This is a genomic window from Haloarcula sp. CBA1122, assembly GCF_009741785.1.
GTDB lineage: Archaea > Halobacteriota > Halobacteria > Halobacteriales > Haloarculaceae > Haloarcula > Haloarcula hispanica.
The window spans coordinates 33,051-53,679 of sequence record NZ_WPCB01000004.1; the positions used below are offsets into that span (position 1 = coordinate 33,051).

15 protein-coding genes and 1 pseudogene are annotated in these 20,629 nt (G+C 61.7%); 7 read left to right on the forward strand and 9 right to left on the reverse strand.

Translation table 11 applies throughout. From position 1 onward, the window contains the following. The first annotated feature begins 52 nt into the window (after positions 1-52). Together GJ630_RS02430 and GJ630_RS20470 are read left to right on the forward strand one after the other, a co-directional pair. Positions 53-232 (forward strand): hypothetical protein, encoded by a 180-nt coding sequence (locus tag GJ630_RS02430; protein WP_191449335.1) that lies wholly within the window; start codon positions 53-55, stop codon positions 230-232. A gap of 595 nt (positions 233-827) precedes the next feature. Then, a pseudogene (locus GJ630_RS20470) lies at positions 828-2,041 on the forward strand (glycosyltransferase family 2 protein). 28 nt (positions 2,042-2,069) lie between these two features. On the opposite strand, the gene GJ630_RS02440 reads toward GJ630_RS20470, so the two are convergent. Continuing rightward, on the reverse strand, positions 2,070-3,056 hold the full coding sequence (locus tag GJ630_RS02440) for a hypothetical protein (RefSeq protein WP_050007609.1): 987 nt from the start codon (positions 3,054-3,056) through the stop codon (positions 2,070-2,072). 351 nt (positions 3,057-3,407) lie between these two features. Between GJ630_RS02440 and GJ630_RS02445 the strand changes: the two genes are divergently transcribed. The 3 genes from GJ630_RS02445 to GJ630_RS02455 are packed head-to-tail and all read left to right on the forward strand — an operon-like array spanning position 3,408 to position 6,177. Then, positions 3,408-4,727, forward strand: a complete 1,320-nt coding sequence (locus GJ630_RS02445) for a DUF58 domain-containing protein (RefSeq protein ID WP_252718704.1) — start codon at positions 3,408-3,410, stop codon at positions 4,725-4,727. Continuing rightward, positions 4,724-5,224 (forward strand): hypothetical protein, encoded by a 501-nt coding sequence (locus tag GJ630_RS02450; RefSeq protein WP_191449336.1) that lies wholly within the window; start codon positions 4,724-4,726, stop codon positions 5,222-5,224. Before GJ630_RS02445 ends, GJ630_RS02450 begins: the two co-directional genes overlap by 4 nt. Then, the gene (locus tag GJ630_RS02455; RefSeq protein WP_050038121.1) at positions 5,221-6,177 is read left to right on the forward strand and encodes a hypothetical protein; all 957 of its coding nucleotides are present in this window, start codon (positions 5,221-5,223) and stop codon (positions 6,175-6,177) included. Before GJ630_RS02450 ends, GJ630_RS02455 begins: the two co-directional genes overlap by 4 nt. A 14-nt stretch (positions 6,178-6,191) precedes the next feature. Here GJ630_RS02455 and GJ630_RS02460 read toward each other — a convergent pair whose 3' ends face one another. The 7 genes from GJ630_RS02460 to GJ630_RS02490 form a co-directional block, all read right to left on the reverse strand. After that, complete coding sequence (locus GJ630_RS02460; protein WP_050038122.1) at positions 6,192-7,202, reverse strand: MoxR family ATPase; 1,011 nt, start codon at positions 7,200-7,202, stop codon at positions 6,192-6,194. Then, complete coding sequence (locus tag GJ630_RS02465; RefSeq protein WP_064288126.1) at positions 7,195-8,289, reverse strand: DUF4350 domain-containing protein; 1,095 nt, start codon at positions 8,287-8,289, stop codon at positions 7,195-7,197. Before GJ630_RS02465 ends, GJ630_RS02460 begins: the two co-directional genes overlap by 8 nt. Further along, positions 8,289-8,564 carry a hypothetical protein gene (locus tag GJ630_RS02470; protein ID WP_014040460.1) on the reverse strand — a complete coding sequence of 92 codons (276 nt, stop codon included), beginning with the start codon at positions 8,562-8,564 and terminating at the stop codon, positions 8,289-8,291. Before GJ630_RS02470 ends, GJ630_RS02465 begins: the two co-directional genes overlap by 1 nt. A gap of 88 nt (positions 8,565-8,652) precedes the next feature. Continuing rightward, entirely contained in the window at positions 8,653-11,718 is a 3,066-nt protein-coding gene (locus GJ630_RS02475) for an FtsX-like permease family protein (protein ID WP_191449337.1), read from the reverse strand. A gap of 7 nt (positions 11,719-11,725) precedes the next feature. Continuing rightward, complete coding sequence (locus GJ630_RS02480; RefSeq protein ID WP_014040462.1) at positions 11,726-12,427, reverse strand: ABC transporter ATP-binding protein; 702 nt, start codon at positions 12,425-12,427, stop codon at positions 11,726-11,728. Positions 12,428-12,526: 99 nt separating this feature from the next. Next, a complete protein-coding gene (locus tag GJ630_RS02485) occupies positions 12,527-14,209 on the reverse strand; it encodes a hypothetical protein (RefSeq protein ID WP_050038126.1) in 1,683 nt (560 codons plus the stop codon). Positions 14,210-14,365: 156 nt separating this feature from the next. Continuing rightward, positions 14,366-16,444, reverse strand: coding sequence for a hypothetical protein (locus tag GJ630_RS02490; protein ID WP_191449363.1), 2,079 nt, complete (start codon positions 16,442-16,444; stop codon positions 14,366-14,368). Between the two features lie 209 nt (positions 16,445-16,653). Between GJ630_RS02490 and GJ630_RS02495 the strand changes: the two genes are divergently transcribed. Both GJ630_RS02495 and GJ630_RS02500 read left to right on the forward strand, forming a co-directional pair. After that, on the forward strand, positions 16,654-17,667 hold the full coding sequence (locus tag GJ630_RS02495) for a DUF1616 domain-containing protein (RefSeq protein ID WP_064288133.1): 1,014 nt from the start codon (positions 16,654-16,656) through the stop codon (positions 17,665-17,667). 118 nt (positions 17,668-17,785) lie between these two features. Continuing rightward, a complete protein-coding gene (locus GJ630_RS02500) occupies positions 17,786-18,319 on the forward strand; it encodes a metal-dependent hydrolase (protein ID WP_225306762.1) in 534 nt (177 codons plus the stop codon). Positions 18,320-18,793: 474 nt separating this feature from the next. Here the strand turns inward: GJ630_RS02500 and GJ630_RS02505 are convergent, their stop codons facing one another. Next, positions 18,794-20,416 carry a PGF-CTERM sorting domain-containing protein gene (locus GJ630_RS02505; protein ID WP_252718705.1) on the reverse strand — a complete coding sequence of 541 codons (1,623 nt, stop codon included), beginning with the start codon at positions 20,414-20,416 and terminating at the stop codon, positions 18,794-18,796. Positions 20,417-20,629 lie beyond the last annotated feature (213 nt).

Here is a 20,629-nt window from a genome sequence, read left to right on the forward strand (position 1 = left end):
ATATTAATAATCAGACCCCAACGGCTTATACTCAGTCCAGGTATGTACGTATATGGCATCGATACGTGGGGCACTTCGGTTCAGCAAGGACATCTCGGTTATCATGCTTTTGGGAGTCGTCTACGTCCTTGGGCTGAGCGTCGCAACGCTGATCAGTGCACTGGAGGAGCGACTGCCGCGGATACACGCTGTTAGTGGCGAGATACGGAGTCGGCTTCGTCGCCCAGTGTGAGACGCTCAGCAACCATGACGCCAAAGCCACCGACCGGTACATGGAATCAGGTGGCTGTACCCGGAACGCGCTACTCGAATTGACGCATTTTCCCGATTACAGACTATCCGAAACGACTGCCCAGTGCCTCTCGTAGTAGTTTCCCGGTGTAGTTCGACATTCGCAGACGTGACTTCCTAGTGATGGTTCCCGTTTTATCACCTTGCTTGAGATATCCGGCGCTGAAACCGCGGGAGACATAGTCTACTAGTCTGATAGATATCTGCTTCACAACGTACATTAGTGCGTGAATAATGTGCTTTATTGATAGATGGCACGCCACACTGTGGTCATGGGTCGAAGAAATCGTGTACAATCAGGGGAGGAGAGGGATTCTCATGACAACTATTGTTATTAATGATGGATTATCCCACCCGACAGCTTTATTATATGCTGCTTTGACATGACACTCTGTGTGGAAGCCGTGCGGTACATATCAGAAATTCGGCATTGAACTCAGATAAAATGGGGCCTACTAGCCGTGTTCATCGGAAGCCGCTCAGGGGAGTGGAGAGTGTATGCTACCAGACGCACCAGCGATAGCCGAGGTACGGGAATGACGATACAAGCAAATCAGGCAAATCAAGCGGGTCAACAGGGGATCACGAAGGCTGTAGACGAGTTTCTCGTCACGCCGGAGAGCGAAGTCACGCCGGTTTTGAGCGTCGTGATGCCCACCCTCAACGAGGAGAAAGGGATCGTCGAATGTATTGATCGGATCAAGACAGCGATCTCGGAGTTACGTGTGCCGACCGAGATCATCGTGAGCGACAGTTCGACCGACGCGACTCCGGAGTTAGCTCGCGAGCGGGGTGCGACAGTCGTGACACCTGATGAACCGGGCTATGGCTATGCGTATCGCTACGCGTTCGACAAGGCACGGGGAGAGTACATTGCGATGGGTGATGCTGACACGACGTACGATTTCGAGATGATTCCCCAGCTCCTCGAACCGGTCCAGAACGGCGACGCGGACATCTGTATGGGGAGCGACTGGAGGGCGAGATCCGGGACGGGTCGATGCCGCCACTCCACAAATACGTCGGAAACCCGCTGTTGACGCGGTTCCTGAACACGTTCTATGGAGCCGGTGTAAGCGATGCACACAGCGGCTTCCGTGTGTTCACCAAGGACGCGCTCGAAACGCTAGAGCTAGAGACGACCGGGATGGAGTTCGCCAGCGAAATGATCATGGAAGCCGGTGCGAACGACCTCACCATAGAGGAGGTCCCGATTATCTACCACGAGCGGGAAGGCGAGGAGACGCTCGATAGTTTCAGTGACGGCTGGCGACACGTCCGCTTCATGCTCGTGAACGCGCCGGACTACCTGTTCTCGTATCCGGCTCTGTTGCTAGTGTCGGTCGGGGCAGTGTTGATGTCGCTATCAATCGCTCGGCTGTCGATCGGTGGCGTCAACTTCGGCATACAGACGATGGTCGGCGGGTCGTTGCTGGCAATCGTCGGGTATCAGGTCTGGACGCTCGCGCTGTTCAGTTCCATCGCCGCGAACCCGATAAACAAGCCCGAGGGTGTGCTTGTCGGCATGATACGGGAGCGGTTCCAGTTGGAGCACGGCGCGTCCATCGGCATTCTCGCGGCTGCAGTCGGGATTCTGTACCTCGGGAGCGTGTTCGGACAGTGGCTGCTCGCCGGCGAGGCGGCGTTACCGTCAGCTACAGCGACCCTTCTGGCCTCGACAGTCGTAGTGCTGGGGCTACAGACAGTGTTCGGGTCGTTCTTCATGAGTATGCTAGCAGACAGCAGCTAACCGTTGACAGTCGCTTTAGCGGAATTGGTCAGTTCTGCGTACACCTGCTAGGGCACGTTCCGTTCTCGACGCAGTCGATGTCGGGCTGTGTTCGGTTCTCGGCAACGAACTGCCACTCGTTTCGGCCTACACTGTCGGTGCCGTTGGAATAGGAAAGTTGTCTGTACAGCCCGTTGTAGTTCATCACGCTGTCGTACTCTGTCTGGGAGTACCGCTCCTCGTCGATACCGTCCTGATGGGCGTCGAGCCCCATCGCGTGCCCGAATTCGTGCATGAACAGCGAGGCGGTGATCTTCGGTGAATCGAACCGCTCCATCGCCGCGATTTCAGGTCGGCCCGCACCGACGAAGTAGTCGTCCCCGTTGTAGGCGACGTCGTCAGTTAGCAGGACGTAGTAGTAGCCGTCAGCACGGTGCTCGGAGTGGTTGGCCCGGAAGTCATAGATGTCGTTCCCGGCACCAGCACGGGATTTCGAGTGTACCGTCCCGTTGGCCGAGAGGTTCGTATCGTCTGTGACGAGATGGATATCGATCCCGGTGGAGCCGTCGGGGTTCGAAACGGGTGCATTCTCAAACGTCTCGACAATAGATGTCCGGACCGGGTCGCTGAGCGTCGTTGACTGTGTAGAGTCGACTTCGACGTAGATGTCCGTTCGGAGCGGGTCTGCATCCGGAAGAGCCTGCTCACAGCGGACTTCCATGCCGTCCGGATAACCGTCGCCGTCCGTGTCCGGGTCCGTCGGATCAGTGCCGTAAACGGAGCGCTCTAGCGAATCCGCCAGCCCGTCTCCGTCTGTATCAGTGGCGTTCGAATCGGCCTGAGCCTGCTGTACGTCCGGAGTATCGGCCCCGCCACCGCTAGCAGTGTTCACCTGCGGCGACGTCCCGGCGACTGGAAACACGACACCGGCGAGAAGCAGCGCCACGAGGACGACGGCACCGGCGCGAACCGTCGGCAGGCGACAGAACCAGTTGTTCGCGAGACGGCGGGCGCCAACTAAGATGTCTGTGAGCATAGTGCTAATATTAATACTGATTCCGATAGCTACATTTAGCTGAGTTCTCGAATTCCGACCTCTAGTGAACTCAGACCATCCATGACTAAGGGTTTTTGAGTGACGGTTAAGTATATAATCCCCCAAATATCAATATCAATTTCGATATTAACGATAGATGCGAACTCCCAGCACTCGGCTGTGTCTGTCGGTATCTTCAATGGGCTCGGTTCAGTAACCGAAGCTAATGCGTGTCACCCGGCGGTTCTGGCTCACGATCACTGCTATCGGTAGTCTCGTCGTGAGTGGTGGGCTGCTCGATGCGCCCCTGTTAGTCGTCGGGGCCGTCGGGTCGCAGGCTGGCTGCTCGCAATGCAGTTTGCGTTCGTCCGTGGCGTTTCACGACTCGAGGACGAACTCACCGTCAGCCAGTCGCTCGACCGGTCCCGAATACGGACCGACGCCGAAACGAAGTACACTCTCGAGGCATCAGTTGCCGCCGCCGGCGATCACCTGCCGCTCTCCGTCGAGGCAAGGATTCCACTCGCAGCGCGGATGGAAGCGGGTTCCTCTCCGGATATCCATCTCGATACGTCGATGCAGTCCTCGTCGGTGACGCTTCCGCTCACCTGGGAGACTGTTGGCAACTACACCGTTCCCGGAGCCACAGTAACCGTCAGTGACGGCACCGGGCTGTTTACCCAGTCGTTCACGACGGCTCCCGGCCCCGAACTAGCAGTCGAGTCGCCGTCGGTCGGTCCGATTCACGTTGGCCAGAGCGGGAAACAGTTGCTACGCGGTGTCGGCGAGCACGATGCCCGGGGGCGGACGGGTGGCCTGTCAGCTGAGGAGATTCGAAAATATGTCCCGGGTGACGCACTGAAATACGTCGACTGGAAGGCGACTGCCAGACTAGACGAGACGCACGTCCGCAACTACGAGGCTGAGAGTAACCGTAGCGTGGTGCTCGTCCTCGATCACCGGCAGACTCTGGGTGATGGGACACCTGGCGAAACGAAGCTAGATCACCTCAGAGCGGTCGCCGCAGCGTTCCAGCAACGTGCCGAAACGATCCGTGATCCCCTGGGCTATCTCACTATTGACGACGCGGGCGTGACGGAATCGAGAATCCCTGTGGCGAGAACCGAGGCCTACAGGTCGTGCCGGCATCGGATCAACGACCTCGACACCGAAACTGAGACGCCGGCAACAGCTACCACGACAGCGTCTCACACCGGCAGGATGACAGGGACGGTGAACCCGACGGCGGACACACAATCACCGATGGAAACGACGTTGCTCGCGTATCGAGATGCCGCCGGATCAAAACGACACCTTCCCAACCAGCCGCTGTACAACGGGCTCCAGGCGGCACCACACGAGATACGCAGCGCGAACCTGCTGGTCATCTGTACTGACGACAGCAACCCGAGTGAACTACGGAACGCGGTTGGACTGGCGAGACGCAACGCAACGGAGGTCGTCGTGTTTATCGCCCCATCAGTAGCCTTCGGTACGGACCTCCTCACCGATCTCGATACCGCATACGAACGGTATCGAACCTTCGACCAGTTCCGGCGTGAACTGAACGAGGTCGACTCGGTGACGGCCTACGAGGTTGGGTCCCCGGACCAGATCTCGGCTATTCTGTCCGGCAGCCCAGCGAACACAGACCGGAGGGAGTACGCATGAGCGTCGCACTGAAAACGGCACGCTCGCCCCGATCACTACCCACCGTGCTCGGCCTGCTGGGCATCGTCGTAGCTACAGGCGGACTCGTCTGGGGCGGGCCGGTATGGCTTGGTTTCGTCGGTGTTGTCCTCGGCGGTCTCTACCTGTCCGGTACACCCGTTCTCGCGGTCGTGCTCGGACAGGTAGCGCTCGTCACAGTCGATACACCATCACTGCTACCGCTCGTCATCGTCGAAGGCGGCCTGTTCCTTGCGTTGCTTTCGGTACCTATCGAGACACCCGACAGGCGAGTCGCCGGCAGCCTCGTCGCACTTGTCGTTCCGCTGCTCGGCAGTCTCGCCTGGCTGTCGCTCTGGCGCTGGGACTTGGCCCCCCTCAGCGTCGGGGCCACCGCGGTCATCGGAATTGCCATCGTCGGCTATCTCTTCCATCGCTATCTGCTGATAGAACTCGACATCGTGACTGAAGACGCAGCTTCGGACCGTGATTTCCTATGAGCCAACCCGAGCCTACGCAACCGGACGCATCAGCCGATGACAGCACCCGGCAGACGGATATTGTACACGACCGCCAGACACTCGAAGCGGAGCTGGAAGTGTTACGGGAGGAGAACCGCCGGTTGCGCGACTCCTACGCGCATGCGAAGCGGGCAACGTTCAGACGGACCGCAGTGGGCTTCTTTGCGGTCGGTGGACTATCCCTCATAGCGGCACTCCTCTTTCCAACCCTGCAGACCATCTTCGTCGCGTTCGCAGGAACCGGTGTGTTTGCGGGCATCGTCACGTTCTATCTCACTCCCGAGCGGTTCGTCTCGGCGTCGGTCAGTGACACGGTGTTCGACACGTTGGCCGATGTCGAACAGCACCTCGTCAGCGAACTGGAACTCCAGACCGAGACGGTGTATGTCCCAACGGCATCCCGTCCGGAGACGAATGCGCGCCTGTTCGTCCCCCAACACGTCGAGTACGCGGTGCCCGATCCAGACCAGTTGGGAGACCTGTTCGTTACGAGCGGTGCCGAGGCGGAACAGGGCATATCGCTTCCCCCGACCGGAGACCGTCTGTACACCGAGTTCGAGCAAACGATCTCCGGCAAATTCGGTAACGACCCCGATGCAATAGCGGCGCAACTGACCGCAGCCCTGTCCGAGCAGTTCGAACTCGTCGATGACACAACAATCGAAATCGATGGCGGGAACCGAACTGCTACTATTGCCATCAGCAATCCCGCGTTCGGCGACGTTCACCAGCTAGATCACCCAGTGGTGTCCTTGCTCGCGGTGGGGTTTGCCACGGGACTTGATCGACCGGTTACTGTCGATACGCGCGATGACGACCGGTTCAGCGGTGTCGTGACCGTTTCGTGGAACGCACTCGAACAACCATCGGCGCAGTCCAATGGCGCGGCGACCCGAGAACGAGAGACGACACCAGCCCCGGAAAACAGCTAACTGCGGTCCAGTCGCTACTCGAACTCCCGTTTCGTTCCGCCGTCGCCGACCGCTGTCTCGACACCCGTACTGTGGTCGGTGTCGGACCCGGGCGGCGTAATCGACTGAAGGATTTCTTCGATAACCGTTTCGGCGCTGATCTGGCTTAGTTCGGCATCGCTGTTCATAATGAGACGATGCCGCAACACCGGGAGCGCCATCTCTTTGACGTCGTCCGGAATGACGTACTCCCGGCCGTTCAGACGAGCGACTGCTTTGGCCGTATTCTGCAGGGCGATTGTCGCCCGCGGTGAGGCCCCGTGAACGACGTTTCGGTGGTCCCGTGTCGCGCCGACGATAGCGAGAATGTACTCCTTGATGCTGTCTTCGATATGCGTCTCGGGGATGACTGACCGGGCGTCCAGAAGTTCGCTCCGGGAGATAACCTGCGAGATAGAGTCCGCGTCAAGCGTCGGGTTCGCGTCGAATCGGTCGAGGATCGCGCGCTCCTCCTCGGAGTTGGGAATCTCGGTGACGAGTTTCATCTGAAACCGGTCGCGCTGGGCCTCCGGGAGTTTGAACGTCCCTTCCATCTCAAGAGGGTTCATCGTCGCAACGACGGTAAACGGCGTCGGGAGTTCGAGCGTCGACCCTTCAATGGAAACCTGTCCCTCCTGCATCGCTTCGAGGAGTGCGCTCTGTGTTTTCGGCGGGGCGCGGTTGATCTCGTCGGCGATGACCAGATTGGTAAACACTGGGCCTTTCTGCAGCTCGAACTCGCCGTTTCGCTGGTGATACACCGTTGTTCCGGTGATATCCGCAGGGAGGAGGTCGGGCGTCATCTGGACCCGGGAGTGCTGGAGATCCGTCGCGTTGGCGACGAGCGTGGCGATCGTCGTTTTCGCGACACCGGGGACCCCCTCCAGAAGCACATGACCGCGTGTAAGCATGGCGACAGTAATGTGTCGGAGAACTTCCTCGTTACCGATAAGAACTGTCTCCGTCTCCTCCTTGAGACGGTCGTACAGCACCGACGGATCAGTCATTGCGTTGACGTTCGGCCCGCTGTTTAATAATGGCTTCCGTTACTCGCTCTACCTGTGCGGTCTCCCAGTCTGGATGACTGGCTCTGAGATACTTCTCAACGCCGTCCCTGGAGAGATTTGGGTCCGGATCGCCGCCACTGTATTCCCGGAGACGATCCCGGAGATGCTCGTCGAGACGGCGGTCGTACGCGAGCAGCGCCCCGACCAGCACGACGCCACAGAGCAGTAACAGCGCGTCTGACCGCTGGACGGCCAGGACGGCAGCGGCCACCGGCGGGACGCTACTGGCGTGTGAGTAGTCCAGCAGTGCGTCGTCGTGGCTGGCGACGAGGTTCCGGACGAACCGTCGGTTGTCACCGCGTTCGAGCATCGCGTTCACGAAGATGCTCGGGTCACTGACGGCGATAACCCGGCCGTCGCCGACCGGTTCGCTCGTGACGACGGGTCGGGACGCTAACTGCTCCTCGCCGTCGAGTTCGCCGTTGCCGTTGGTGTCGAGGTAGGCGTATTCGGAGGTGTTGACGAGCGTCGTCGCGTCTCCGGCTCTGACAGTCGTCCCGTAGTTGAGGACGACAGTATCGACGCCGGCAGTCTCCGGATAGTCGCCGGCAGGCGTCGCTTCCGGGAGCGAGGAGTTGCGGTAGTAATTTCGGTTGTCGTACACCGGGCGACCGTCAAAACGCGCGTCAGCACCGACGGCAGCGAGCAGGGCATTCCCTTCTGGGCGGTAATCCTCGGCAACGACGAGTGTCCCACCGCTTCGAACGAACTCCGCGATTCGTGCCCGCTCGCTCGACGAGTACGGCTCCGCCGGCGAGAGAACGACCGCAACGGTGGTGTCCGTGTCACTCGTCGGATACTGACTTACGTTCGTTCCGACGGTCACGTTTGCACCGGCGTCAGCTGCGACGGTTCGAAGTTCGCCCGCCCCGTCCCACTGGGAGTTATACGCACCGAACGCTGCTGAGGACGTGCTTGCGGCGTAGACGAGCGCGATGATCGTGAGGACGGTGTAAGCGGCCAGCAGGAGCTGCGGGAGAGTGAGCGACGGTAGCCAGGAGTCCTCGGAGAGCGGTGTCAGCGCCATCAGACCAGCCCCGGCGGTAGAATCTCGAGGATCCGTTTGATGACCACGTAGGCAAAGCCAACCAGTCCGAGCCCGATGAGCCACCAGAGCCGCCGTCGCCAGCGCGGCGACACGGCCTGCGGTGCGACCAGTTCGACAGTCACGAGAAACCCGATCAGCGAGACGACGAAAAACAGCTCCAACGTCAGCGCATCCAGGAGGGTCAACACGAGGATGGTACCAAGCACCCACATGAGATGCCCGTAAATGAACTGTTGGCGCTGTCGGGTCGCCATGGTACGGCGTTCTCCTCGGCAGACAGTCAAAGTTCCGACCGACAGCTGCTGACTGAGCCATGGGTAGCGGCTAACCTAGCAGTTCGGTTCAGTCGTCGCTAGGCTGTCTCGAATCCGCCGACTCCTCGTCGGGCGTTCGCGTTCGGTCGCCGCTCGGGAGCAACGAGACCGGTGACGCCGTCAGATACGGCACCGTTGCGACGAGGGCACCGAACAGGGCGAGCGAAACGCCGCCGAGGAATATCGCTGCGAGGATAGCTGGCGGCGTCCGCGCGGAGAGGCGGAAGCCGAAGAAGACGAGCCAGCCAGCCCGCTCCAGCAACTGTAACGCGACGACCGAGAGGCCGAGAGCGAGCGCCGTCGCTGGGATCGCGATACGAGCGATGTCGGCCAGAATCGTCCGCAGGACCCGCCACTGCGTCGCGCCGGTCGAGCGATGGATGCCGATGGCCTGCCGACGCGCGTGGACTCCCTGGGCGAACGTCGCCGTGGTACTTCCGACGGTGCTCAGCGCCGAGAGGACGACGAGGACGCCGAGGATCAGCTGGACGTTCCCGAACACGCCCTCGACGGAGCGTTCGATGGGCGTTCCGGACGCGTACGACCCGCTACTTGCCACGGCAGACGCCAGCCGACGATCCCCGGTCACCTCGTACTCCGCCGTGGTGAGGGTGGTCCCGTTGGCCGTCACTCGGTAGGTGTAGGTTCCAGGCTGACTTCGTCCGCCGTCCGGGGAGAACCGCGTCTGTGTGACGTTTCCGGGCGGCATGTAGACGGTCCGGTTCCGGGAAACACCGGGGCCGATGACACCGACATTGCGTGTGATCGGCTCCTGCCAGGGGTTTGCGAGCCCGATCCTGAGGGTTGGCGTCGTCAGGACCGAGCCCGAAGACGGCGATATCGACAACTCCCCGTACAGTTCCCGCTCGGTACCACGGACGATCTGGATATCGTGTGTCGCCGTCTGGTCGCCCGAACGAGCTGTTATCGTGTAGTTCCCCGGCTCGCGTGGCAGGGGAACGACGGCGACACCACTCGATCCAGTTCTGAGCGACGGCCCGTTCACCGTGACGGTGGCGTTCGAAACGCGGTCCCCCGTTTTGGTGACGACAGGAACTGAGAGACCCGATCCGGGCGGGGCCTGTGACGGCAGCTGGCTCGGAATCTCGATAGCGTTCGGCGAGACGACGGTCACGGAATGGGTGTACTCCCCGGCAGTGGCGTTTGCAGTCCCCAGTTCTGTCGCGGTAAAGGAGACGGACTCGGTCCGCTCCTGTCCCGGCGGGACGGCGACCGTCGTCGTTCGCTGTTCGCCCCGATATCGGACTGTGACCTCCCGGTCAGCCCGCTCGGTACCGACGTTTCGCACGGCGACTGAGAGGTTGACTGTGTCGCCTTTCGTGACGCGTTTCGGACCCGATAACCCCGTCACGACAGCGCCTGACCGGTTGGCAGCGACGCCGTCGGCGCCGTCAATCTCCGAAACGGACCCTTTCACGCGGATCATGTGGACCTCCCCTGGTCCGGTCGCCAAGTCGGCCGCGGAGTCGAGCGGCAGAATGAGCAGGTCATCGAGCGTTCTGGGGGCGTCGTACCGCCCGACGATAGTGACCCGTCGAACCCCGGGCTTGACGCTCCCACTGACAGTCAGTTCGTCACCGACCTCGACATCGAGCGTCCGCGCGAGGTCGCTCCCGATGACGGCCTCGTCGTACCGCTGCGGTCGCTTTCCGTCGACCAACGTGGCCCCGGTGACGTTCGCGAACGCGTCGTACTCCGCTCCGTGGGCCATGTACGGCTGGCCGTCCGACACCTGGGCGTAGATGATTTCCGGGCTGGCTGGCGTCCCGTCGGCCCGCAGGGCTGCGGCGTACTCAGCGTCGAGGCGACTGTTCAGCGGATGGGGCGCGCCGGCTTCGGTGATGGTCCCGGAGCCCCCTCCCCCACCCCCAAGCGGAGACGCGAGACCGGCCAGGGAGACGACCAGCAGGAACGTGATGCCGAAGACGGTCAGCGTCGCCGCCGTCGGCACGACCGAGCGCCACGACAGGAACGTCGGCGCGACCCAGTTCCTGACCGTCGCAAGCGTCGACTGCTCGGACTGGCCGGACCGGGCGTGACGGCTCCCGAGTGAGGCTGGTGGGCGGGTCGCCGCGGGGTAGGCCGCGAGCGCGCCGGCAGCGAGGCCCATCAGAACGAACACACCGGCGACGCCACCGACGACGGTCGCGCTCTGGCCCGTGACGGTAACGTCGAGTGCGATGGGGAGACCGACGTAGATCGCGACGTTGACCAGCGCCTTGATGAGGATCAGTCCGACGGCGTAGCCCAGCACCACGCCGGTCGTCACGAGGAGGCCGGCCCGAAGTGTAAACAGGAGTCCCACGCGCCACCCCGGTGCGCCGGTCGAGCGGATGACCCGTATCGCGTCGAGTCGGTCACGGACGCTCATCCGCGTGACGTTGTAGACGACGATGAGGACCAACAAGCCACCGGCGGCCGCCGCGATGCCCAGCGCCCAGAGTACCTGCTCTAAGCCGCCGAGGACGTACAGGAGCGCGCTGACCAGCGGTGCCCCTTCGCTTGGGAGGCTTCCCAGCCCGGTCCCGCTCGGACTGTGGTCGATGACGAAGTAGCCGGTGACGCCGACCTGCTGGGCGGTCGAGGCGTTCGTCGCGTACCACTGATTGGAGAGGAACGTCGTCCCCCGCTCCTGTGGGACAACGGTAAGCGAGACGGTACCGTCTGACCCGCTAACCGTTCGGGTCCGCTGCTGAGAGACCGGTCCCCGGCCGTCAACGCCGTCGGGAATCGTCGGTAATCGTCCCTCCTGCCACTGGGCCGACCCCTCGATGAGCACCCTGGGCGTATCGGGCGGGATGCCAACGAGCCGAACATCAGTCCCGCTTGTGGTCGCCGTCGCTGTCGGGAGCACGGTGACGTCCCCACCGGTTTCGGGCGGGCCGTTTTCCGCGTCGTGGTAGGTGACCGTCCCGGAGTTCGCGAGCGGCTCTGCGAACGTTTCCGAGTACGTGACTGCGGTGAACAACAGCAAGACCGTACCGATGAGAAACGCGGCCGTCACGGCGACGACGACGACGGTGAGCCGGTCCCGTCTGGACCAGCGAAACAGGAGGGCGTTTCTGTATCCCATCGGTTCGTTAGTTCGTCTCCGTGGACGGGCTCGCGTCCGGCGTCGAGGCGGCATCGGAGACGAGCGTGCCGCCGCGGATGAACAGCCGCTCGTCGAACCGCTGGGCCAGTTGGGGGTCGTGGCTGATGACGACGAGCGCGGTTTCCGTCGATTCCTTCATGCTGAACAGAAGGTTCAGCACCGACTCGGCCGTGTCCGGATCTAGCTGCCCGGTCGGCTCGTCGGCGAGGATCACCTCGGGGCGGTTCGCGAGCGCCCGTGCGATGGCGACGCGCTGTTTCTCGCCCCCGCTCAGCGTCGCAGGGTACTGGTGTTCGAGCCCGGCGATACCGAGGCGGTCGAACAGCGTGTCCAGCCAGTCTGGGTCGCGGTCGCCCGCGTGTTCCTGCGGGAGCGACGCGTTCTCGCGAGCGGTCAGATCGCCGATGAGCTGGAAGTCCTGAAAGACGAACCCGAGCGTCGTCCGCCGCAGGCTCGCGCGCTGGCGTTCGGACAGGGTACTCGCGTCCCGACCGTCGATCTCCAGTCGACCGCTAGACGGTGATTCTAGCAATCCGAGGACGTTGAACAGCGTCGACTTGCCGGCCCCGCTAGGGCCCTGAACGAGCATCGCCGCATCGGACCCGACCGAGAGTGAGACGCCGTCGAGAATCCTGGTGCCCCGTCGTGTGACACACAACTCCGAGCCGACGAGGACGGGGTCAGTCATTGTCGGCCTTTCTGCCGGCCCCGTATTGTATGCCACGGTTACATACCCGGGAGAGGTGAGGATGGGAGAGACCGTCGAACCGGGTCCGTTCAGAACTCGTCAACAACTCGTTCGGTTCCCGCCGGGCCGAACGAGGTACACGGAGTCGAGGCCGCGCGTGTCATAGACCACGTCGTTCTCGTAGCGCCACTCCGCCAGCGCCGCGGGCGTGGTCTTCTCGCTCGCTGCCGGGAACAGGTGCGCCCCTGTCGTCCCCCACGACGCCCGCGACAGCGTCGGGCAGTTGGGTTCCGTCCCACCACCGAGCCACCGGGCGGTCGGCTGGTACGTTCCGTTGGACGCGCTCGGATAGTACAGATCGACGATACGGCTGAACGGGTGGTCGGACGCCCACTGCTCGTCGACGTGGTCCGCGGTAAACGTCGCGGCCGCGAACTGCGATTCGGTCGCCCCAGTCGGGAACGCGAGCGTGTCGAGATTGACGAAGGCGATAGGCATCGTCGCAACTGCGGCAACCACGACGACGACCGTCAGGACTGTTGCGAGTCGGTGGCTGTGAGTCTTCGGCGTTCCAAGCCCGCCGTCCGGCGACCCCCGGTAGGCGACCGACGCGACGCCGATGCCGGCGAGGACGAACACGGGCAAGTGAACGAACGTCTGGCCGCGGAGCGCGGTCCCGTAGTACTCCGGCGTCAGCGAGGCGGTCAGCGAGAAGTACACGATGACAATCGGCGCCAGCAGCAACGCCAGCACGACCGGCCCGATCAGCCGGCGGTCGCGGCTCGCAAGTGGGAGGCCGACGACTGCAAACACAACCGGGACAGCGAAAGCCGCGACGAGCACCAAGAGGCCGGCCGGTGTGGTCTGTGTCCCGGGAAACACGGTCTGTACCGCGTTCGCACCCAGCGTCAGGAACCAGAGACCGACCGCGCCGCCGATGGTCACCCGCTGCAGGCGAGCGCTCGTCCGCTGGAACCAGACCAGTGTCGCCACCAGAACGACGACCCAGGCCAGGAACAGCCCCGGATACGCACTGACACGGTCGACGTACGGGACCTCCAGAAGCGAGCGTTCTGCAATCCGGTAGTACCCCCACATGTACACCCAGAAGCCCGCGACGGCGACGAGCGCAGTGACGGCGTCACGACGCGACGGAATCCTGGCGAGATGGGCGGCTAGCACCCCCGTCAGTACCAGCGCAGCGATGAGCGAGCTGAACGTATGCAGGAGCGGGAAGGCAGCGAACAGGACGACCACAACTGCGCCCCATCGACGCCTGTATCGCTCCGTCGTGAGCAACCGATGGACGGCAATCGCAAACAGCGGCAGCAAGAGAAACGCCAGCGCTTCCTCGTCCGTTTGTCCGGTCCGCCGGAGATAGATGCCTTCCACCGCGAGCCCCATCCCGACCACGCCCATCGCCAGCGTCGTCCGCGAGTGACGCCACCGACTCGACTGTGCGAGTCGTTTGACCAGCGCCATCGCCGTCAGGCAGGACGCTGCACCGGTGACCGCGACGACCAGCTGTGCGATGTACAGTGGCCGCTCGCCGGTGAGTGCGCCGACGACGGTCAGAACAGCGGTAAACACGATGTTGTCAGCGCGGAAGCGTCTGAGCGGAAACGTCCCCGTTTCGAGCGTGTCCCTGGCCAGAGCGACGTAGCCGAACCCGTCTAGCGTTGAGGGCAGCGGCGTCCAGTGGAGCGTCGTCAACCGGGCCGCGACTGCCACGGCCAGCACAGCCACGATGAGCAGCAATCGCCCCTTCCGGCCGTCACTCATTGGCGGGTCCTACAGCGGGTGGGTGTAAGATAGTTACCGCATTTCGACGGCCGACTCGGGAGCCTGACAGTCTCTCGGTCTACCGGTAGCCCTGTCGAAAATCCGGGATTGCTGCCGGGCTCTAGACACACCTGGAGTGTCCATGACGATTGGCGGTCACTGGTCCCCGTTCGACTTGATCTTGCGGGCGCGTTCGACGGCCGCCTCCGCGCGTGACGGATCAACCGATGTCGGTGCGAACGCCGCCGTCTCGAAGGCTTCGACCACCGTTTCGATATCCGCCATGCGTTCCTCGGGAACGCCGTGTTCCTGGCTCTGCTGGAGGAGTTCCCAGTGTGTCGCCCCCTCGTCAATACCGTTTTTCACCGCTAGCTCATCGTGGACTACAGTGTACGCTACCATCGCTGCGGCGTCGTAGTCCCCGCCATCCAGATACGTATCGACGCGGTCCGCAAACGTCGGACTCGTCGCGTTCGATGGCGTCGTCGCCTGGTCGGGTCCACTCATCGATACCTCAGTTGCCTCCACTGAGGAAGTCGCGTTCACATCCTGGGATTGGCGGCGCCGCGACACGATAAACCAAGCCCCGACGACAACTGCAAGCGCTACCCCGCCGCCCAGGACGGGCAGCCAGCTGTATCCGATGATCCCGTTCCCAAAGGCTACTTCCGGGTTCTCGTCAGAGCCGAACAGTATCGCTACCAGGGTATCGATAAGCAGATCCCTGTCCGAATCGGAGCCGACCGGTGGGTTTCCGCCGCCGGCTCCTGCGGCCAGCGTTGTCGTTGCGGTCGCGTTACCGAGGTTCGAACTCGGTTCGTCGTACGTAGCGGTAACGGTAACTGTCTCGTTGTTCTGCGGATATTCGAGGACGGTCTGGAACGACCCGTTCCGGTTCGTCTCGACGAGTTGGGTGCCGCCAGCACCGACCTGCAGGCGTACCGGGCGACCCGCGACAGGGTCCCCGGCAACGGTCTGGAGTTGCCCCCTGGCAAGGGCCCCATCATCCGTGCGTGACGCACTCACGGAGAGGGTCGTCTGAGTCTCGACGACGACAACAGGGGTCTCCGACTGGACGCCCGCAATCGCTCGGTTTTCGTACGGAACCCGAGCGACAACTACACGCTCACCGTCGTTTACCGACGCTGGGGCTCGGGTCGATGCTGTCGCCGTTCCGTTCGGTCCGGTCGTCGTTCGTGCAACGACAGTATCACCAACGGTGAACTCGACCGGTACTCCGTCGACACCTCTCGACTCGACTGTCACGGACGCCGTCGCGTTGAGTCGGTCGCCGTACCCCACCGTCCCCGGTGCGATTTCGCTCGTCGCGTTCGGCGTCACCTGTTTCACATCAATCGTGAACGTGGTGTCGTCGGACAGGTACACCGAGTCGGTATCCGGGACGTACTCGACCGGGACGGACTGCGACCCGAGTCTGGCTGAGCGTGGCCGGTACTGGGATTCGAACACACCGCTGGCATCAGTTCGAACAGTTTGTGTCCGGTTCCCGATCCTGAGTTCGACCACCTCGTCTGCGATGACCGAGCCGTTCTCAGTCCGTATCTGGCCGGAGACCGTTCCGGGATCCCTGAACGATGCAGTCGAGTCTATCGCCTGAACTGTGAGCGTCGTCCCAACGAGTGTCTCTTCGCGGATAACCGCCTGCGTCGCCGTGATGTTCTCTGTCGTCTCATTGATCTCGGTCTGTCCCGGAGAGAGGTCGACGGACGTGGTGTTCTCTATCCGTTCGAAGTTCCGGTTCAGTTCTCGGCTCCTATCGCTGATGTTCGACGCCGTTCGCTCCATCGCGCGCGCAGTGATGCGGGCCTTGCTTTCGTTACCGCGCTCGCGTGCCGCCTGATACGCCGTATATTGCTGGCGGTACCGCTGTACCTCGTTCGTGAGATTCCGCTGGTTCTCGCTCGCGGCCTCGAACTCCCTTGCAGCGGTGTCGTCCGTATCCGAGGACGTGTCACCGGCAACGTCGACGTACTGCTCCAGACGCTTGTCGTAGTCGTCGCCGAGGACCGACCGAGCCTGGTCGTACTGGTCGTTCGACAGCGCAATACTGCTGTTCTCCAGCCGCCCCCCCATCGTCCGAGCCAACCAGGCGGCCGTTTCATCGCCGTACTCGCCGTCCGACACCGAATCCGGGTTTTCCTGTTGTGTCTCGTTGTCGTCCGTCGGCGTCTCCACCTGCCGGTTCAGAGCCGGACCCCCATCGTCGGTCCCCATCGCTGCCACCCCACCAGCGCCCGCTGTAAGTCCAAGTATTGTCAGGGTGACGAACACGGCCCACGACTGGCTCCGGAACACACCGAGTTATTCCGCTGGTTTGATAAAATGCGTTCGGTTGACTCACCGGAGTCGGTCGCAGTCACGTACCGTGGCAGAGAGGGACGCAATCAGCTATTTTTTTACCGTGCCGACATGACTCATTGCCAATGGCTGAAACCCAGACGTGGAAACTACTCTTGCCACGTCAACTCCGCCACCTCCCGGCCGATCTGGCAGGCGTTATCGGCGTGGTGATTCTGACGAATCTGGCTGCCCTGCTGCCGGTCATCTCCGACACGCCGGTCCGCATCGTCGCCGGGCTCGTGTTTGTCCTCTTCATTCCCGGCTATGCGTTCATCGCAGCGCTGTTTCCGGAGGCCGGGAGCGGCCCCACGGCCGACGACGAGACCGTTTCGGATCCACGAGCCGACGGAATCGACGGTATCGAACGGGTCGCACTCTCGTTCGGACTCAGTATCGCCCTCGTTCCCTTGGTCGGCCTAGTGTTGAATTTCACGCCGTGGGGTATCCGCCTGCTTCCGATTCTCGTGTCGCTCAGCGGGCTGACGCTCGTGTTGACCGCTGTCGCGGCTGTTCGACGCTGGGCGGTACCCGCTGACGAACGGTTTCATGTCCCGTATCGCGCGTGGCTCAGTGCCGGACGTGCGGAGTTGTTCTCGCCGGCCTCACGGACGGACGCGGTCCTGAACGTGCTGTTGGTCCTGAGCATCCTGCTTGCGGCCGCCAGCGTCGGCTACGCGGTCACGGTACCAAAGGACGGCGAGCGGTTCAGCGAGTTCTACCTGCTGACCGAAGACGAAGACGGGGAACTCGTCGCTGACGGCTATCCGACGGAGTTTCAGCAGGGCGAAGGTCGCTCGTTGATCGTCGGTATCGGGAATCAGGAACACGAACGGACAGAGTACACCGTAGTCGCCGAGTTACAACGCGTCGAGCGCGTCGGCAACGAAACCCAGGTCCGGGAACGGTCGGAACTTCGGCGCTTCCAGCCGACCCTGGGCCACAACGAGACCTGGCACCGCCAGCACGAAGTGACGCCCGAGATGACTGGGGAGGGGCTTCGGCTCCAGTACCTGCTGTACCGCGGGTCACCACCTGAGACCGTGGACCAATCGACTGCGTACCGGGAAGTCCACCTCTGGGTGAACGTAACCGGCTGACCCAGGTTCTCGTAGCGAGCAGCGCTCCCCCAGGTAAAACAGGGACCGACTTACTGCCCATTCTTTTGAGATCTAACCCGGCAAACAGCTTTTCCTTGCCTGGATCATTGGTTTCACCGTGTACCCCGCAGGCCACTTCCTCCTCGCAGCCGTCCCGCTGACGGCATACATGGTGGCTCAGTGGCGTCGACTCCCGTCTGGGCCGATGGTACTGCTCTTGCTTGTTGCGACGCAACTCCCGGACGTAATCGACAAGCCGCTCGCGTGGACGGTCGCTATTCTTCCGAGCGGGCGTATGCTTGCCCATTCGCTGGTCGTCTCGCTACCCGTCCTCACCATCCTTGTACTGCTGGCTGCACGCCAGAGCTACGGACGGCACGCAGTGGTGTTTTCCGCCGGCTACCTCTCACACATCGCCGGCGACTTCTATCCGATTGTGCGGCTCGGGACGGACTACTACTTCTTTCCGAACCTGTTCTGGCCGCTGTTGTCGGCAACCCCCGATAGAACGCCGTCGTTTGCGGCGCATTCGCCCGACAGTCTACTCTCGCTTGCCGTCCCTGTGATCGTCTTCGGACTGGCCATCAGCTACAGCCTCGTGACGGTGTACTGGAGATACGAGCAGGTCTCAGCCGAAATACCACAACGGTAAAGCGTTCGCGGCCAACGGTCGTTGCTACTGAAGCAGTGGGTCTCAAGCGGCGGATTTCGAACTACCCGTCAGATATCAAAGCTACCGTTCCCGCCTCTGGAGATCGCGGAGTGAAGCTGAAACGCCTGTCTCAAACTGGGGTCGCCGATTCGATCGGTGCTTCGCCGCAGCTGACACAGATATACTCTTCGTCGACGGTGAGCACGACCGGTGAGTTACACTTGATGCACTTGATTTTCGCCGCACGGGATGGCTTTGCGTAGTCCCCCATTGTATGTACCTTACATAGCAATGTTATATGTAAAATGACATAAAATTACCCCTTTCAGCAATATTGTATCCGCAGCCGCTAGGAGGGGATAACTCAGTTATGCAGGAAAGCTAGCTCCGGCTAGTACACAACAGGAGAGAAATCCGTCAGAGAAAGAGATTCGTCAGAGAATAGACAAATGCCGCGTAAACTGTGGCAGTTCCTCAGTCCCGACGTGCCAGGAATCCAGCGCCTAGCAATGCTAGCACCGCGACGAGGACGGTGAAACCGGGGCCGCTCGAACTCGTGGTCTCGACCGAGCCCTCCGTTCCGGTTGTGTCTGTCTCATCAGGTTGCTGTGCCCCACCACCTGCGGTCGTGGCTGCTTCCGTTGGCACCTCTCCGTCTTCAGTCTCGACTGTCTCAGTGTCGTCGGTGTCGGTCGTAGCTTCGTCCTCAGTGTCTTCTTCAGTCCCCTCGGTATCGGAGTCGTCGTTCCCACTATCGTCATCGCTATCTCCGCTATCGCTGTCATCGCTCCCGTTATTGTTGTCGTCGTTGTCGTTGTTGTCGTTGTCGCCGTCACCGTTGTTGCCATCACTCCCGTCGTCGCCGCCGCCGTTGTTGCCATCACTCCCGTCGTCGCTATCGTCATCATCGTCGCCGGAATCGGTTTCGTTCGACTGTGATAGCGTGACTGTCCCGGTCGCGGAGTTGATATCGTTTGAGTCTTCGCCAACAGCGACGTGAACATACGTGTACGTCCCGTTTGGCCAGGAGTCGAGTGTTTCGACGTCGACGGTGGTATCGGAGGCACCGGAGACCGTCGTCGACGAGGCGTGCATCACGTCATCACCGGTCGAATCCGGCGATGCTTCGGAGAGAACGAACCCGAACAGCCCGATCAGTCCCGCTGACGGCATCGCTCCTGCTGCCGTCGAGTCCTCACCGGTGAGGGTAGCGTCATCGTCGGCCGACGAGACGCCGTTGACGCCGTCGAAGGAGTTCTCGACCGTGACCTGGTCTTCCGAGAAATTCTCATCGATTTCGCCGGTCACACGGACGGTGCTCGTCCGCTGTTGGAGTTCGTCCTCGTCGAGTAGCAACACAGCGTGCGTGACAGAGTCGTCCTCCAGTTCGGTCTCGATATCGAGCGAGACGTTATCGCCAGCGGTGATATCGTCGGAGGTCGCATCGACCGTCGACGGGCTTTCCTGAACCAGCGTCTGTTCGACGCCGACGACGGTCACGTTCCCATCGACCGAGACATTGTTGTCCGAAACGGACATGCCCTGTCCGTCATCGACAGTGACCAGGACGAAGCCGTAGGCACCGCCCGAGTCAGGCGTGTACGAGGTTTCGAGCGCACCGTTGTCATCTATCGAACCGACACCGTCCCCGTCGTCTAGCAGTTCGACCGAGTTGGCGTTGGAGTCGTTCGTAAAGATACTGGCCAGATCGGTTCTGATGCTACCTTCGCTAAACCCTGCTGAAGATGGGTTCTCAGAGAGTCTGACAGCGAGCAGTTGCGCCTCGTCACCAGCAAGTCCCGTCGTTCCAGCCCCAGTCGTTGATTCGAACCGAAGGTCTACTGATTCGCCCGTCTCGTGAATCGTGTACTCCTCTCTGTTGAGAGGGACGTCACCTGTCTGGGCAGACTCGATGTTGATGTACGTCTCCGGGGCTGCTATCGCTGTTGGGCCGGTGGAGGACGTCCGAAGCGGGAGCAGTGACCGCTCCCAGACATCCACGTTTTCCGTCACCGCTGTCGTTTGCCCTTCATCAACTGGCGTTGCCGCCGCCGACGTTACCGACAGGGGGGCGGCTAACACCAGCAGCACTGTCATCGCACAAATTACAGTGCGTTTTCCGTTTGTTGTTTTATACATTACTGAATTTTTTCGGAGGGGTGCGGTATAATTCTTATGCAGTGACATTCGACGCTACACAGTGTCATATGACGGTTACAAAACACGTACCCGCTGTCTGGGGATTTTACAGCGCGACTCGTGAGTCGTGTCTCGGCAAATCACTCTATTCGTATTTATAACAGGTTCTCA